This is a genomic window from Pediococcus argentinicus, assembly GCF_001437605.1.
GTDB lineage: Bacteria > Bacillota > Bacilli > Lactobacillales > Lactobacillaceae > Pediococcus > Pediococcus argentinicus.
In genome coordinates this window covers 17,034-34,064 of record NZ_JQCQ01000008.1, presented here as the reverse complement: position 1 = coordinate 34,064, position 17,031 = coordinate 17,034, and the positions used below count along the sequence as shown (strand labels likewise).

At 34.8% G+C, this 17,031-nt stretch carries 19 protein-coding genes; 4 read left to right on the top strand and 15 right to left on the bottom strand.

From position 1 onward, the window contains the following. Positions 1–54: 54 nt before the first annotated feature. From IV88_RS03130 to rpsO, 3 genes are all read right to left on the bottom strand, one after another. Positions 55–945 carry a hypothetical protein gene (locus IV88_RS03130; protein WP_057798655.1) on the bottom strand — a complete coding sequence of 297 codons (891 nt, stop codon included), beginning with the start codon at positions 943–945 and terminating at the stop codon, positions 55–57. After that, positions 935–2,644: a ribonuclease J gene (locus IV88_RS03125; protein WP_057798653.1), complete on the bottom strand. Its 1,710-nt coding sequence runs from the start codon at positions 2,642–2,644 to the stop codon at positions 935–937. The genes IV88_RS03130 and IV88_RS03125 overlap by 11 nt, the downstream gene beginning before the upstream one ends. Positions 2,645–2,778: 134 nt before the next feature. Further along, a complete protein-coding gene (rpsO, locus tag IV88_RS03120) occupies positions 2,779–3,048 on the bottom strand; it encodes a 30S ribosomal protein S15 (protein WP_057798652.1) in 270 nt (89 codons plus the stop codon). A 211-nt stretch (positions 3,049–3,259) separates the two neighbouring features. Between rpsO and rpsT the strand changes: the two genes are divergently transcribed. Next, positions 3,260–3,514: a 30S ribosomal protein S20 gene (gene rpsT, locus IV88_RS03115; RefSeq protein ID WP_057798650.1), complete on the top strand. Its 255-nt coding sequence runs from the start codon at positions 3,260–3,262 to the stop codon at positions 3,512–3,514. Between the two features lie 19 nt (positions 3,515–3,533). Here the strand turns inward: rpsT and holA are convergent, their stop codons facing one another. From holA to IV88_RS03060, 11 genes are all read right to left on the bottom strand, one after another. Then, on the bottom strand, positions 3,534–4,556 hold the full coding sequence (holA, locus tag IV88_RS03110; protein ID WP_057798648.1) for a DNA polymerase III subunit delta: 1,023 nt from the start codon (positions 4,554–4,556) through the stop codon (positions 3,534–3,536). 9 nt (positions 4,557–4,565) lie between these two features. Further along, positions 4,566–6,758 carry a DNA internalization-related competence protein ComEC/Rec2 gene (locus IV88_RS03105; RefSeq protein WP_162258639.1) on the bottom strand — a complete coding sequence of 731 codons (2,193 nt, stop codon included), beginning with the start codon at positions 6,756–6,758 and terminating at the stop codon, positions 4,566–4,568. 55 nt (positions 6,759–6,813) lie between these two features. Next, positions 6,814–7,302, bottom strand: coding sequence for a ComE operon protein 2 (locus IV88_RS03100; RefSeq protein WP_057798645.1), 489 nt, complete (start codon positions 7,300–7,302; stop codon positions 6,814–6,816). Between the two features lie 22 nt (positions 7,303–7,324). Then, positions 7,325–8,086, bottom strand: coding sequence for a helix-hairpin-helix domain-containing protein (locus tag IV88_RS03095; RefSeq protein ID WP_057798643.1), 762 nt, complete (start codon positions 8,084–8,086; stop codon positions 7,325–7,327). A 53-nt stretch (positions 8,087–8,139) separates the two neighbouring features. After that, positions 8,140–8,619, bottom strand: a complete 480-nt coding sequence (gene coaD, locus IV88_RS03090; RefSeq protein ID WP_057798640.1) for a pantetheine-phosphate adenylyltransferase — start codon at positions 8,617–8,619, stop codon at positions 8,140–8,142. Between the two features lie 2 nt (positions 8,620–8,621). After that, on the bottom strand, positions 8,622–9,173 hold the full coding sequence (rsmD, locus tag IV88_RS03085) for a 16S rRNA (guanine(966)-N(2))-methyltransferase RsmD (RefSeq protein WP_057798638.1): 552 nt from the start codon (positions 9,171–9,173) through the stop codon (positions 8,622–8,624). A 2-nt stretch (positions 9,174–9,175) separates the two neighbouring features. Continuing rightward, the gene (locus IV88_RS03080; protein WP_057798636.1) at positions 9,176–9,430 is read right to left on the bottom strand and encodes a DUF2129 domain-containing protein; all 255 of its coding nucleotides are present in this window, start codon (positions 9,428–9,430) and stop codon (positions 9,176–9,178) included. A 1-nt stretch (position 9,431) separates the two neighbouring features. Next, positions 9,432–10,571 (bottom strand): FtsW/RodA/SpoVE family cell cycle protein, encoded by a 1,140-nt coding sequence (locus IV88_RS03075; protein WP_057798704.1) that lies wholly within the window; start codon positions 10,569–10,571, stop codon positions 9,432–9,434. Between the two features lie 132 nt (positions 10,572–10,703). Beyond that, positions 10,704–12,548 (bottom strand): translational GTPase TypA, encoded by a 1,845-nt coding sequence (gene typA / locus IV88_RS03070; RefSeq protein WP_057798634.1) that lies wholly within the window; start codon positions 12,546–12,548, stop codon positions 10,704–10,706. Between the two features lie 76 nt (positions 12,549–12,624). Beyond that, a complete protein-coding gene (locus IV88_RS03065; protein ID WP_057798631.1) occupies positions 12,625–13,407 on the bottom strand; it encodes an inositol monophosphatase family protein in 783 nt (260 codons plus the stop codon). Between the two features lie 2 nt (positions 13,408–13,409). Next, complete coding sequence (locus IV88_RS03060) at positions 13,410–13,682, bottom strand: UPF0223 family protein (RefSeq protein ID WP_057798629.1); 273 nt, start codon at positions 13,680–13,682, stop codon at positions 13,410–13,412. 84 nt (positions 13,683–13,766) lie between these two features. Here IV88_RS03060 and def point away from each other — a divergent pair, with 84 nt between their 5' ends. After that, on the top strand, positions 13,767–14,321 hold the full coding sequence (def, locus tag IV88_RS03055; RefSeq protein ID WP_083486829.1) for a peptide deformylase: 555 nt from the start codon (positions 13,767–13,769) through the stop codon (positions 14,319–14,321). Between the two features lie 29 nt (positions 14,322–14,350). Here def and IV88_RS03050 read toward each other — a convergent pair whose 3' ends face one another. Continuing rightward, entirely contained in the window at positions 14,351–14,818 is a 468-nt protein-coding gene (locus tag IV88_RS03050) for a hypothetical protein (protein WP_147165241.1), read from the bottom strand. 187 nt (positions 14,819–15,005) lie between these two features. On the opposite strand from IV88_RS03050, the gene IV88_RS03045 reads away from it, so the two are divergent. Further along, complete coding sequence (locus IV88_RS03045) at positions 15,006–15,218, top strand: DNA-directed RNA polymerase subunit epsilon (protein ID WP_057798625.1); 213 nt, start codon at positions 15,006–15,008, stop codon at positions 15,216–15,218. 3 nt (positions 15,219–15,221) lie between these two features. Further along, a complete protein-coding gene (rnjA, locus tag IV88_RS03040; RefSeq protein WP_057798623.1) occupies positions 15,222–16,901 on the top strand; it encodes a ribonuclease J1 in 1,680 nt (559 codons plus the stop codon). The last annotated feature ends 130 nt before the right edge of the window (positions 16,902–17,031 follow it).

Below are 17,031 nucleotides of genomic sequence, written 5' to 3'. Positions count from 1 at the left end.
ATAATGACGATTAACTTGTAAACAATAAAATCAATAATAATAATAATTTTGTTGTTATTTTAATATATTTGAAATATCTTGTAACATTTCGTCCAGTATCCTTAACCGACCTCTGGCCTGCAAATCAGGATTCTCACTCGTTAAAGATTCTATCCATTTTGTAGAGCTGTTATTAATCTTTGTTTCAAAAGGGAAAGATAATCTGTAATAAATTTCTAAACTTTGTTTTAACTGTTGTACTTCACTTGGATTTTTAATTTCATTGTCTAATTGATGAATTATATCCCGATACAATGGATCCTTGTTAAAGATGGTTAACTCTGAAGGAATAACCTCATACTGATTATGATCAATCCACATAAATTGTACTTTTTCTGCACTCTGCAAAGATACCAACTGTTCTAACAAAGTAACTCTCATAAATTGATTTAAGAACGGATCAACCAAAGCGAACTTAACAGCCTCTTCAAACTCTTTAATAGGTAAACTAAATGATTGTTCTAAAACTCTTTGTTGCTCAATCAAATTATGATTACCAATATGATACAGTGACTTCTTTAATTCTATGATAGTTTGTTTTGAATTCCGCTTAAATAAATCCATTTCCTGGAAAAGTAACTTTTTTAAAGCTTCATAATCCGAATCTTTCAAATTTTCTTGAATACTGATCAAAAATTGATAAGCAGGTACATATGACTTAGCTTGAATTAATGTTTCTATATAAAAAGTAGGCTGGTTTTCACTAAACCACCTACTATGTTCATTAATCCGTTTCAAGGCCATCTGGTACTGTTTATTCATTAGATGAATTTTTACAATCCGAGAAACCACCTCAGAGTTAAAATCGTTCCTGTCTAATTTTTCTAACAGTTCCATTGCACGACTAGTCTCACCATTTTCAATTAGTGGATCAATCTCTTGAAATTGATTATTTTTACTTTTCATTATTCTTGTTATTATTAACCCGTTTGCGGTGATGTTGATTAACTTCCATAATGACTGGCAAAATTACTGGATGACGCTTAGTTTGTTCAAACAAATATTTGCCTAGTTTTTCGCGAACATCTTGTTTTAAATGACCCCAGTCAAATTCCTTATTATCAAGATTTGCTTGAACCACATTCTTCACAATCTCAGCACTCTCCGAAATCAATTCAGAACTGGTTCTTTGGTAGACAAATCCTTTAGATGTAATTTTAGGATCAGTAATAATTTTCTTTTTCTTACGATCAATTGTCACAACTGCAACAAAGATACCATCTTCAGAAAGAATCTTTCGATCACGAAGAACAATATTTCCGATATCTCCGACACCAATTCCATCAATCATGGTATTACCAACTTCAATACCTTTTCCTAGATGCATTTCTTTGCCATCATATTCTAAGACATCACCCTTAGTAGTGATAAAAATATGATCAGCTGGAATTCCAGCTTCTTGAGCCAAATCAGCATGAGCAGCCAACAAACGATATTCACCTTGAATTGGAATAAGATATTCTGGTTTTAAAATGTTAATCATTAATTGAAGATCATCTTTAGTAGCATGACCAGCTGAATTAACTTCATCAGAAATTGACTTAACTTCCGCGCCAGCGCGATACAACATATCTTTTGTTTTAGCAACGGTTGTTTCCATAGCATGTGAAGGAGTCGTTGTAATATAAACTAAATCACCCTTCTGAATACTTTGTGCCCCCGTTTTACGAGCAGCCATCTTTTGTAGCGCCTTAATAGGCTCACCCATCTTACCAGTTTCAAGCAAGATTACTTGTTCTGGGGCTAATTTATCAATTTGGCTAAGTGGAACAATTAAATCAGGATCTGGTAAATGAAGTTTGTTCATTTGGAGAGCTGTATTAACAATTTTCTCTAAATCGTGACCAGTTAAAATGACTTTTCGACCAGCTTTTGCGGCAGCATTGATAACTTGTTGAATTCTAAGAATATTAGAAGCAACAGAAGCAACAATTATTCTTCCGTCATGATATTTAACTGTTTCCATAATTTTGCCAGAAATATCAATCTCATTAGCTGATGGCTTGTAATTTTCAGCATTTGCAGAGTCACTCAGCAAAGCAAGAACTTTACTATTTCCGATTTCAGCTAAACGACCATAGTCTGTCGCATATTCCGAAACAGCAGTTTGATCAAATTTGAAATCACCAGTATAAACAACCTGTCCTTGACTAGTCTTTAGTACGATTCCCAATGAGTTTGGAATGGAATGTGTAGTCTTGAAGAAAGAAACAACTACGTTTCCAAAATCAATTTCTTTTTGTTCATCAACAATATGAAAATCATTGAATCCCTTTAGTGCTGGCTCCTCTTCTACATCAATCTTAGCCAAGGCAATTGTCATCTCAGATCCAAAGACAGGAACTTTAAAGTCCTGCAAGAAATATGGAAGTGCTCCAATAGCATCAGCATGACCGTGAGTTAAGAACACACCAACTATTTGGTCTTTATGTTCTTTTAGATATGAAAAGTCTGGAATAACAATATCAATTCCTAGCAATTCATTTTCTGGGTATTTAAGACCACAGTCCAAAATAAAGATATCTTCATTTACTTGAACAGCATACATATTCTTTCCATTTTCGCGAACTCCGCCAAATGGAATTATTTTTACAATATCACTCATTTTTTACCACCTATATTAATTTTTGTTTTTTATTCCGAACGAGTTACAGTGCTTTCATTTTAACATATTTTAATTACTAAACAAAAAAGCATCCTCTTCAATAACGAAGAGAATGCTTAAATGTGTTACAAATATTAACGACGTAGTCCAAGACTTTGGATCAAATCGCGGTAACGTTGAACATCATTCTTACGAAGATATGCAAGCAAGTTACGACGATGACCGATCTTCTTCATCAATCCACGTTGTGAATGAAAATCTTTACGGTGAACACGTAAATGTTCATTGATTTCATTAATATCAGCAGTTAGAACTGCAATTTGTACTTCTGCAGAACCTGTGTCGCCTTCATGACGAGCATACTTTGCGATAATTTCGTTTTTTGTTGTTTGTGAAATAGCCATTTTTTAACACCTCATTCTTTTATTTCCTATAACTGAGTATTACGTCGGCAGATCGTAAAACTAAGTAATAGGTATGTGCTAAGCACTCTTAGTATCATACAAAAATTCCAATTATTTTGCAAGTTAGTAATTCACTTATTGCATAACATCAATAGATTCTGTATAATAATCGTTGTTGTATTTACGATAGAAACCAGTGGAGGTGAATCACATGCCAGTTATCAAGTCCGCAATGAAACGTGTTCGCACGAATGAAAAAGCTGCTGACCGTAATCGTTCACAATTGAGCGCAATGCGTACAAGCATCAAGGCATTCGAAACAGCTGCAAAAAACAGCTCAGACAATGCTGCAGAACTTTTAACTAACGCTTACAGTAAGATTGATAAAGCTAAATCAAAAGGTTTGATCAAAGCTAACAATGCTGCAAACAAGAAATCTCGTTTAGCTAAACAATTAAACAAATAAAGATTTGAAACTTAAAGTTTCAAATCTTTTTTTTATTGTTAAATTTAACTAGGAATAGTTCAAACAACCCCTGTGGATCACGAGTAGTTGATTTCAGTTGGTGCTCAATATCCACTAACCCCAAATATCCTGCTTCTAATCTTTCCAGATTAAAACGACGACTGGTTTGTAGTGCAAGTTTCACTCGATATGGATGCACTTTTAATTCCTCAGCAACTTTCCCCTGTGAGAACCCACGTTCACTTAAAATTTTACTTTGAATTAATAATCTAAATTGACTTAATAAAGCAGCATTGATTCTTAATGGCTGTTCCTGCAAAACCATTAAGTCAGCATAAATATCGAGTGCTTTTTTTATATTAGAGTTTAACAGAGCGTTGATGAGATCAAATACATTTTGATTCAAACTCTGTGGCACCAATTCTGAAACTGCCTGTTCCGTGATCATCTTAGAATCAACACCATAAAGATATAGTTTAGGTAACTCGTTCATAATAGTCGCTAAATTGGCATCTGTTCGACTAATTAAAAGATTCATCCCATTATTATCGATTTGATATCCATTATGTTCAATATCCGAGTTAACATATCCCCTTACTTCATTTTCAGAAGGACTATCAGTATTAATCAGAGTGGCTTTTGTTTTTAGGTCCTTTACAATTTTTTTTCGTCCATCTAGCTTGGCATATGGTGCTAAAATAACCATTACAGTTGTTGGTTCCGGATGATTCAAGTAGTTGACCAATCCATCAAGATCAACTTTCTGCTTCAATCGTTCCCCAGTTAAAAACTTTGCGTTCCGTACTATTACCAGTCTACGTTCACCAAAAAAAGGAGCAGATTCTACTTCATTTAAAATATTACTCATTGTCGTTTGCTCAAAATCTAATATTCCAACATTCATAATCCGTTGATCATCTGGAATAATACTTAGCAATGCTTTTTCTACTTTTTCTTGCAAATATTGATCATTTCCTTGTACCAAATAAACTGGATCAATTCTTTGATTATCAATATTCTTCGAAAGTTCATTTATTTTCATAATTTTTCCTTACTGTGCAATCTTTGTATACCATTTTCCCACATTACGAACACCATATCTATATGAAATCATCCCTCTTGTTTGTGTTGAAACAGATGGAATGCCTAATTCCTTCAACCGACGTATTGTTTCTGGATTTGGATGATTGTAGTGATTATCTCTTCCAGCTGAAATAATAGCTAACTTAGGTTGAATCTCAGCAAGAAAGCTTTTACCATTGGATGTTTTACTCCCATGATGTCCTAACTTAAAAACATCTACCTTTAGATTAGGATTACGCCGGAGTAATTCGCATTCTCCCACTTGTCCAAGATCACCACTAAACAAAAAAGTTTTTCCACCAAATTTTCCATACAAAGTAATGGAATCTTCATTCTTACCACTCCCAGAATGATTTGGACCTAATATTTCAAATGGAAGTCCTTTAAGATGTACACCTGCTAAAATAGTTGTTAATTTTGTTTCGCTTTTTAAGAATGGCAATATTTTTCGTTTAAATCCTAATGTGTTTTGCATTCCATTCGAAATAATCAGACGATCAACGTGAAAGTTTTTCAGGATCTCACTTACCTCGCCAATATGATCCGCATCCTGATGTGTCAAACATAGATTATTGAGACGCGTGATTCCTTTACTTTTTAGATATGGAATTGAGCTATTAGCCGCAATAAAATGGTTTTCTCTAGTTCTAGCCCAAGATGGTTTCTCAAAACCAACGTGACCACCAGTATCAATCAATGTAATCGACTTGTTTAATGGCTCACGAATTAGAATACTATCCCCCTGACCAACATCGAAAAAGCTTACTTCTCCATTCATAGGAATATGAATTATCAAAAACGTCAAAAAATAGATAGACATTAAAAATAATCCTGTACTTTTACGCCAATTCTTTTTACCAATATAAACTAAGCTAGCAACAAAGATTAAAACTGTAATTAACTCATTGGGTTTCCCAAAATTTATTAGTCCTGGTAATTCATTAGAAACCTGAATCATTTTATTAAATATTTGAATGATAACATTGCTTAGCTTATCTAACGACGGCACAAAATATGTAATGGCTACTAGTGGAAATACAACTGTAGAAAATACTGGAATAAATACCATATTGAACAATGTTGTTAATAAGTTAATTTGATAAGTTTTAAACAGCAAAATCGGTACGCTTATTAAAAATAAATTCCAACTAGACATTATTGAACCAACATTTTCGACTCTAGCCTGCATTATTAATATAAACGATAGTAAATAACTTAAAAATCCTCCTAATGACAGTAAAACAAATGGATTTATAAATAGATTAATCATTAAAACTAACGACCAAATATTTAAACCATCCAAACTTTTAGTACCTTTAGCGACCGCTAAAATAGCAGCCGACATTGCTGCCCTAAAGAGACTTGTTGAACCACCTCCAACAACATAATAAACTGGAAGTAATCCGACAACTAAAAACTTGATTTTTCCTCTAGTTAATCCTATCACTGCACCCAATCGCTCTAATAACAAAGTAAAAGCAAATAAGTGCAATCCAGAAATACTGAAAAGATGAATGATGCCAACATTTTTCAAAGCCTCGTTGTTTTCATTAAATGTCTCAGTTTGGCTTCCAAAAAGTAACGTAAGACAATATCCTTTTATTGGCTCTGTTAGACGTCTGCACCTATTCATCAGATTAAATCGTAATTGATGAATTGCTGTATAGATCGATTTATTAGTAGAATCCTCCATGCTAACAAAAGTGGCCTTATTGAACTTAACATACTCACCTTTACCATACGAGTTAAGAGCAAAATCAGGCTGATTAAAATTAGTAGGTTTAGCTAACTTCTCAAAAATCCCTTTAACATTAATGACCGAGGTCTTGTTAATTTTGGCTAAGAGTTCTTGTTGTTCTTGTTTTTTTAAATAACCCGAAATAGTAAGCCTTGAGTGCACAACATTATTATCAAAGCTGTGAATAGTAAAATGATCGCCCTCAACATCAATTTGATCTGGTGTAACTTTTGCTTTTACAACTCGAATAATTTTATTATCCAAAGCATTAAATGCGTTGATTCTTGTTTGAATATTTTTAAAGTGAATAAAAAATATCAGTCCAACAATTATCGCCAAAAAAGTAACTTTAAATTGCCGTAAAAGTAAAATACGTATTATCCAAATTGTAAGCAGGCCAAGCCATAATATTTTATCTTCCAAAAAGATTACACATGGCAATAACGCTACAGCAATAGCGTACCAAAGTGGCTGAATTTTATTTAGTTTCTGAATCACGAATTAACTTTGCAACGTCAATTTTTGACAAATCTTGATCTGTAAAATCGATTTGTTTAACTTCAATTTTCATTCGATCCAATAATTGAACAGCATATTCATCATTATGATAATTTCTTAGATAATTAATTTTGGTGATTCCAGCTTGCAAAATCATTTTTGTACATTGTAAACATGGAAAATCTGTAACATAAATTTCAGCTCCATCAGTTGCAACACCGAATTTAGCACACTGCAAAATTGCATTCATTTCGGCGTGAATTGTTCTAACACAGTGTCCGTCAACTAAATAACATCCTTCATCAATACAATGAACGTCACCAGCAACAGAACCATTGTATCCTCCTGCAATCACTCGTTTGTCACGGACAATAACTGCACCGACGGATAATCTAGTACATGTGCTTCGTAACGATAATAAAGTTGCCTGGGTCATAAAGTACTGATCCCAATTAATTCTTTGATCCATATCTCCACCTCATTTATTAGTATCATACTACAACGCTTGCTTTAATTGTTTCAAAAATTTTATCACCAATGCCTTGAACTTGCTTTAGTTCATCCACATTCTTAAATGAACCATGGGACTCACGGTATGCCACAATTTGCTCAGCTTTTTTGTCACCAATGCCATTTAATTTTGTTAAGTCCTCTTTACTAGCCGAATTCAAATTAACCTGACCGCTATCTGATTTTTGGTCGTTCTGTGAAGTGCTAGAGCTTTTAACTGCATTATCACTACTAGAGGATGTAGTCACAGATGGACTATTGGTGGTGCTAGTCGCTGAGCTATCAACGATTGGCCCTTTGACCTCACCACGAATCGGAACATAAACCACTTGCTGATCACTAAGTTGACTGGCTAAGTTAACATGCTTCCGATCTGCTGACCGATTTAACCCACCTGCCAGATTAATAGCATCTGTGATTCGCATACCTTCCTTTACTTCATAAACACCTGGGTTCTTAACTGCACCTTTTACATCGACCATTATTTTTGTATTTGCAACAGGAGCAGGTTTTGTAGTAACTGATTGAGTAGACCCAGATATTTTGTTATCAGTGTTAGCAGTATCTCCACTTACTCCACTACTAGTAGATATAGCACTTGAGCCGTTAATCCCCGCCAAGTCATTACTTTTAGGGTTTTTACACGCTCCCATTAACAGCGCTACTACAATAGTAACTACGGCAACTGCAACACCACTTATTATAATTTGGCGTTGATATTTATCCCATAATTCTTCCAACATGTAATCACTTCCTTCACTCTAAAAATACGCAAAATAAAAAAGTAGGATTTTTCCTACTTTTTCAATCGTGATTTCATAGCCGAAATAACATAATCCGGAGCTAGTCCTTCAATATTTCCGCCCATCATTATAACTTCTTTTAAAAGACTAGATGATGTTTTATTCCATTTTGGATCAGCTGGAATAAAAACAGTTTCAACCTCTTTATCAAGAAAATGATTCATTTCAGCAATTTGTTGTTCATATAACAAATCTGTACCATTACGTAGTCCACGAACAAGAACATTCACGTCGAACTGCTTAAACAATTCTACGGTAAGTCCTTGGTAACCAATAACCTTTACGTTAGGTAGATATTGTGTAGCTTTTTCAATAAAATTGACCCGTTCTTGAGGCGTAAACAAGTTATTTTTACTTGTGTTTTCACCAACTGCAATAATGAGTTGATCAAAAATATTACTAGATCTTTTGATTACATCAAGATGACCATTGGTTAAAGGATCAAAACTGCCAGCATATAGTGCAATTGTCATTATTATTCACCTCTATAAATAGAAACTTCAGTAATTCCGTAATCCTGGCGTTTCCATAATTTAAAGTTATCAATTTCGTCAGGAAGTTTCGCTTCCTGATTAGTTTCACAAACGATAACTGCATCATCCGCTAAAAGGTTCAGTTCAACCAATTTATTGATATCTTTCACTATTTTCTGTTGTTTATATGGTGGATCTAGTAATAACAAATCAAACTTAGTCTTACTGCTATCCATATGATCAATAATTTGATTACTGTCACCTTTTTTTATCTCAAATTTTTCAGGCTGCTTAGCCACTGCAACATTATCTGTAATTGTTTTAATTGCTTGATATTGTCGATCTATGATCACCGCATGCTCCATACCTCGAGAAACAGATTCAATTGCTAATCCTCCGCTTCCACCGTATAAATCAAGTGCCGTTCCACCAGAAAAATAAGGTCCAATCATGTTAAAGATAGATTCTTTAACCTTATCAGTAGTAGGTCGAGTTTTCATTCCAGGAACCGCTTTTAGACGACGTCCGCCAAATTCACCAGATACTATTCTCATTACTAATCCTCCACAGTTTCTGTTGAATCTGATTCTCGATAATTAACTTTCAAGTCTACTCGGGGTGACAAGTAAGCTGTTTTAACAAATGGTAATTTCTTAATCTGCTTAACAGTTGGTAATGCATTAACCCGATCAGTATAAAGCACAGCATACTTTAAACTTTTCGAAACGTACTGAAGCGAACCATATTTTTTTAAATTAGAAGCACGTTTCACATTGTTTAAGAAAATAGAAATGCTTTGTCTTTCATTCATTTTATTGCTCCAGTTCTAATTGTTTTTGCTTTTGTTCACTAGCGCTGATATTTAATAGCAACCCAATACATGCTGATAGTACCAACATACTAGATCCACCATAACTAATAAATGGAAATGTAACCCCAGTAATTGGCAACATACCGGTTACCCCGCCAACGTTAAACAACGTTTGAATTGTAAAATACGTGGCAATTCCGTAACAAACTAGTGTGTGATACATACTATTGGATCTAATTCCAATTCTAATAGCTCTAAAAATAATTGTCATTAATAACCCTATAAGTAAAAGAACTGTAACTAAACCAAGCTCTTCAGATACCACGGCCATAATAAAATCAGTATTAGCTTCAGGAAGATAGCCTTTCTTTTGGATACTGTTTCCTAAACCAACTCCAAATACTCCACCATTTCCAAGCGCATAATACGAGTTGACAAGTTGATTACCTGCACCTTTTGCTAATTCAAACGGATGTGCGAAGCCGACTAGCCGTTGTAACATATAATTTGATGTATGAACGTTAATTTTCGATACCACTATAGGTAATAACACAACAAAGGAAGCCGCACCCGCAAAAATAAAACCAATTCCTTTTCGATAGTCCAAGCCTGCTGCTAAGAAAATAACTAAAGCAATTGCCAAATTAATACTTGTTCCACCTAAATCTCGCTGTAAAAAGTTAAGAAAAACAAATACTAAAACTAAAATCAATGGACTCTTATAGTATTCAAAAGTATTTGGCTCCATTTCAACCCGTTCACTATGTCTGGAAAGAATATTGGATAGATATATCACAAAGAAAAACTTACAAACTTCAGACGGTTGTACATTAATTGGTCCTAAGCTAATCCATCCAGTAGCCCCATTAATATTTTGTCCCCACTTCAATAAGTAAACATAAGAAATGAAGATTGCCGCTGCAAAATACGTCAAAAATCGTTTATCACGTAATTTTGATTCTTTTAAGAAAAACATGAATGCTACAACAAGCACACCCACAAGAACAAACATCAATTGTTTAAACAGATAGCTTTTAGCACCAATTCCATTTAACAAATAATAATCAGCACTAGCTGAATAAACCATGATAACCCCAAATAAACTTAAAATTATAAATGGGATAAAAATCCAATAGTCCATGTATTTAAATTTTTTCAAATCATTTCATCCTTTAAAATTAAAGTTACACAAACATTATTATATCTCACTTTATGAGTGCTAGATATTAAAAAAGCGAAAACAATTAGATTGTTTTCGCTTTTTTATAAATTATTAGTTACGGCCAGTCATCTTACGACGCTTAGCAGCTTTTTCACGTTCATTTGTGTTCAAGATTTGTTTTCTTAAACGAACATGTTCTGGAGTGATTTCACAGTATTCATCTTCATTAATGAATTCAAGTGATTCTTCCAAAGAAAGATGTAATGGTGATTTAACCTTAGCAATATCTTCAGAACCAGCAGCACGAACGTTAGTCTGGTTACGACCACGAGTGATGTTAACTGAAATATCGTTATCACGGCTATTTTGACCAACAATCATTCCTTCATATACTTCTGTACCTGGATCAAGGAAGATTGTTCCACGATCTTGAACAGCCATGATAGCATATGTTGTAACTTTACCAGAGTTAATTGAAACAAGAGTACCATTACGACGTCCTGGGTTCCAATTCTTAATAACTGGTTTGTATTCTGAGAATGTGTGGTTCATAATTCCGTATCCACGAGTCATTGATAAGAACTCAGTTGAGTAACCAATCAAACCACGTGATGGAGCTGAGAATGTCAAACGAGTTTGACCGTTATCAGCTGTTTCCATATTTTGCATTTCAGCTTTACGTTGTGAAAGAGAGTCAATGATTGAACCAGAGTATTCCTCTGGAGTATCAATTTGAACTTCTTCATAAGGTTCGCTTAATTGGCCTTCAATTTCCTTATAGATAACTTCTGGACGTGAGGCTTGAAGTTCAAATCCTTCACGACGTAGAGTTTCAATAAGAATAGATAAATGAAGTTCTCCACGGCCTGACACAACCCAAGCACCAGGATCATCAGTATCTTCAACTTTAAGAGAAACGTCAGTATGAAGTTCATTCTTAAGACGTTGTTCAAGTTGACGAGAAGTAACAAACTTACCTTCGCGTCCAGCAAATGGTGAGTTATTAGTTCTAAATGTCATTTGTAATGTAGGTTCGTCGATTCTAAGAATTGGTAATGCTTCTGGATGTTCAGCATCAGCAACTGTTTCACCAACAAAGATATCTTCCATACCAGAAACGGCAATCAAGTCTCCGGCTTTAGCTTCTTTAATCTCTAATCGTTTCAATCCGAAGAAACCAAAAAGTTTGGTTACTCGGAAGTTCTTCGTTGATCCATCTAGTTTCATAACCGTAACGTTGTCACCAACTTTAATACGACCACGGAAAACACGACCAATTCCAATACGACCAACGAAGTCATTGTAATCTAGTAAAGCAACTTGGAATTGTAATGGTTCTTCAGTGTTGTCAACTGGAGCTGGAATTGTATCAACAATTGTGTCAAAGATAGGTTTCATTGTGTGTTCTTGATCGTCAGGGTTTGAAGAGAAGCTTGAAGTACCATTGATAGCAGAAGCATATACAACAGGGAATTCAAGTTGGTCTTCATCAGCACCTAATTCAATAAAGAGATCAAGAACTTCATCAACAACTTCTTCTGGACGAGCACCAGGACGGTCAATCTTGTTAACAACAACGATTGGTGTTAAATGTTGTTCTAGAGCTTTTTTAAGAACAAAACGAGTTTGTGGCATTGTTCCTTCAAAAGCATCAACAACAAGCAATACACCGTCAACCATTCGCATGATACGTTCAACTTCACCACCAAAGTCAGCATGTCCCGGTGTATCCAAGATATTGATTTGGCGTTCGCCATAACGAACAGCGGTATTCTTTGAAAGAATTGTGATACCACGTTCACGTTCAATAGCGTTAGAATCTAAAGCACGATCCTCGATTTGAACATGTTCGTCCAGTGTATCTGATTGTTTTAATAATTCATTAACAAGTGTAGTCTTACCATGATCGACATGGGCAATAATGGCAATGTTTCGAATATCATCTCTGCGTTTCAATATGTTTCCCCTTTTCAAATTAACTTGGCCTTGGATAAAAAAAGCTGTGACACTGAGATGGTCACAGTCGAATCACTTAATCAATTAGGTTGAGTATATCCTTATGTGCTTTTTTCGTAGCCACTAATACAACACTTGATTTTAGCATATCCAATTTGGACCCGTCAAGATTCGTTACCACAAGTCCTAACTCTGGAGCTAAAATATTTCCAGCAGCAAAGTCCCACGGTTGTAACTTAGAATAATAACCTACCTGTCGGCCTTCCATTATTCTCATAAACTCAATACCAGCACTACCAATCACTCTAGCTCCTAAACTATGCTGTTCAACTAAGGGAGCATAATTTAGATTTCTGGACAACATCGGCCCACTCAACCCCATCAATCCATCTGATAAGTCTAAATCTACTGGGTCTTCGAGGATATCATTATCGCGCCAAATGTTCACATCTGGTCCACCGTGAATAATAACATCATTCATTACATCCATAATAAAACCTAATTTACCAATTCCATCGATATATAATGCAATCATGACAGCAAAATTATCTCGTTGCTTAACAAAGTTTAATGTTCCATCGATTGGATCGACTATCCACACTGGTCCTTTTAAATCTTCTAATGGTGAAACTTTAGCCGTTTCTTCACCCAGAAAAGAACTATTTGGAATAATTGCCGACAATGCTTGAATTAATCTTTTTTGATTCAGCTTATCAATTTGAGTAACCAAATCACGTGGCCCCGTCTTTTCGGAAATAGACAATGGCTCGGTTTTCATTTGTTCCAATAAATAACTACGGTCATCTTTTAAAATTTGATAAACCTTTTTATCTATTGCTTTAAAATCAATTTCAGTCATCTCTAACCTCGAATCACTTTAGTCTTGGGATCTCTAAGTTGTTTAACAATGGGAAATGATGCTAAACCAGAGTTCTTCTCAAATTCTCTAAACAGTCTTTTTTGTTCACTTTTATTTGGCACGACCTTTTTAAAATTATCATAACTAGCTGATAGTATTTTGACAGAAACTCCACCATCATAGGCCTTCTCAATTTTGCTATAAAAATCAATGACTTGAGTAAGCTCATCTACGCTCCAAAATTCTTCAATTGGGTAAGAAAAATTATCCTTCATGTTTTCAATTCCTTTTTTTGACGTTGTTAAATTTAATTATATTCTATATTATAGTAATAAGAAATAACATTTGGAGGGATTACATTGATTAAAATGAACGATATAACACGTGACGGAAATGATGTCCTTCGTAAAAGAGCGGATAAAGTCACCTTTCCACTATCTGACGAGTATGCCAAAGCAGCTCAAGATATGATGGAATATTTAAAAAATAGTCAAGATAAAAAAATTGCTGAAAAATATCACTTACGAGCTGGCGTTGGTTTAGCAGCTCCTCAAATTGGACTTTCAATTCAAATGGCAGCTGTTTTAGTGCCTGGCCCAGATAACACCATTGATCTTGAGGAAACACTGGTCAATCCAGTTATTGTAAGTCAATCAGTTCAAGTTGCTGCACTTGAAGAAGGCGAAGGTTGTCTTTCAGTGGATAAAGAAGTCCCTGGATATGTACCACGTCATGATCGTATTACAATCCGTTACCAAAACTTAGATGGCGAAACAAAACAGATCAAGTTACGTGACTACCCTGCCATCGTTTGCCAACATGAAATTGATCATCTTAAGGGTACTCTCTTCTATGATCATATCAATAAACAAAACCCAATGGATATTGACGACAATGCAATTTTAATCGGATAAACAATAAAAGGTATAGACATAATAAATGTCTATACCTTTTTTAGATCATCTAAGTATTCTAATGTTTCATCATTTTTAATATATGCAATATCTACGTTCAACCCATGATCCTTTTGCCAAATATCTGAAACAACTAATGCAGGCTGATTATTCCACATAATATCATTTTTCTTGGCGAAAATTGCTAATTCTTGGTTAATATCATTTTTCAGCTCGTCTATACTAACATCTTTTATAACTCTCATCTTGTAATGAAAAGCCAAAACTAATTTACCCCAAACATCAGCAACCAGTTCCCCATCTATTTCATTATTTGATTTATCAATGATGCTCGCATCTCGAAGATTTTTTTCTACATCGGCCATTGAACCATCAACAATTTTCTTAGCGTTCAATTGAATAATTTTAATAGCTCTTTTTTTCTTGGTACGTTTGTAACTAGCATAAGTAATGATAAGAACTAAAATAATAATTATCAAAATAATTATTGGCATCATATAATCACCCCGCCTTTATGAGTAAATACTAACATGACGCACTACAAAAGGATAGCTTTCTATACTTATAGCACCGTATATGCTAAAATATTTAAAGATATTGTTGTAGAGTGTACAACCACTGAACGGTATGAAATTAATTTTTTGTTGAATTAATATAACTATTTGAAAGAAGGAATTTAATCTAATGATTTACAAAGTTTACTATCAAGAATCAAAACAAGAAAATCCTCGTAGAGAAAATACACATTCACTTTATTTAGAAGCTGAAAACAAGTCTGAGGCTATCAAAAAAGTGGAAGAAAATACTGACTTTAATTTAGAACAAATTGAAGCTCTTACTGGAAAAGCTCTCGAGTTTGAACAACAAGAGGAAAGCTACAAACTTTCTGAGTTTTAATATATGGTTAATAAAATAAATATCAAAAATAACGAAACCTCTGTTTACGCTATCGGAGGTTTAAATGAAATTGGAAAAAATACTTATGGTATTCAATTCCAGGATGAAATAATCCTTGTTGATGCTGGTATCAAGTTTCCTGAAGATGAATTATTGGGGATTGACTATGTTATTCCTGATTATCAATATCTAGTAGCGAACCAACAAAAAATTAAGGCACTTGTCATTACCCATGGTCATGAAGATCATATTGGTGGAATACCTTTCTTATTACAACAGATTAACGTTCCAATTTATGCTGGTCCCCTAGCAGCTGCTCTGATTCGAGGAAAACTTGAAGAACACGGCCTGCTTAAATCAACAGTCATTCATGAAATTGATGAGGACTCAGTGATCAAGTTCCAAAAAACTAGTGTTACTTTCTTCAGAACCACCCATTCAATTCCTGATACATTAGGTGTTGCTGTTCATACTCCATCTGGCGTTATTGTGGAGACCGGTGACTACAAGTTCGATCTTACCCCCACTACTCACCAGCCACCTAACCTACAAAAGATGGCAGCTCTTGGTGAAAAAGGTGTTCTACTACTGATGTCAGATAGTACTAACGCTGAACGTGATGAGTTCACAAAATCTGAACGTTGGGTTGGTAAATCCATTCGAAGAATTTTTGAAGAAGTTGAAGGACGAATTATATTTGCAACCTTCGCATCAAATATTTCTCGAATTCAAATGGCAACAGAAGCAGCTCTAAAACACGGACGTAAAATAGCCGTGTTTGGCCGATCTATGGAAGCTGCAATGGTCAATGGACGTGAGTTAGGCTATCTAGATATTCCTGACGAAGCATTAGTTTCAGCTGAAGATATCAAACACCTTCCTGAGGATAAGGTTCTGATTATGTGTACGGGTTCTCAAGGTGAACCAATGGCCGCTTTGAGTCGTATCGCAAACGGAACTCATCGTCAAATTTCTATTCAACCAAATGACACTGTTGTTTTCTCTAGTAACCCTATTCCTGGTAACACAACCAGTGTTAACCGCGTTATAAACGCTTTGGAAGAAGCTGGTGCTCGAGTTATCCATGGTAAAGTAAATAACATTCACACATCTGGTCATGGTGGCCAGGATGAACAAAGACTAATGCTTCGTTTAATGAAGCCTAAGTACTTTATGCCAATTCATGGTGAATACCGTATGCTCCAAATTCATACTGAATTAGCTCGATCATGTGATGTGCCAATTGAAAACAGCTTTATTTTAGAAAATGGTGACGTTCTTGCTCTTACGAGTGACAGTGCACGTAAAGCTGGTCATTTCAGCGCTGGCGATGTCTATGTAGACGGAAATGGCGTTGGTGATATTGGAAATGCCGTACTACGTGATCGGCAATTATTATCAGAAGAAGGATTAGTGGTTGTTGTAGCAACTCTGAATATGGAAACTAAGATGATTGAAGCCGGTCCTGATTTACTTTCACGTGGTTTTGTATATATGCGCGAATCTGGTGAATTAATCAACGAAGGCCGCAAACTTATGTTCCAAACCATCAGACATGCTATGAGAAATCCACATGCAACAGAAGCATCTATTAACCGAGCAATTATTGACGACTTGCAGGAGTTCTTGTTTGATAAAACAGAACGCCACCCTGTTATCATGCCAATGCTCATTATGAACTAATAATTTTTTTATGATCCATATTAAAATCCCTCATTAAACTTATAATGAGGGATTTTTTTTCTGGTGATTAAAAAGATTGATATTTATAACAAAAAAGGATGACCGTTTGGTCATCCTTTTCGTTATAATA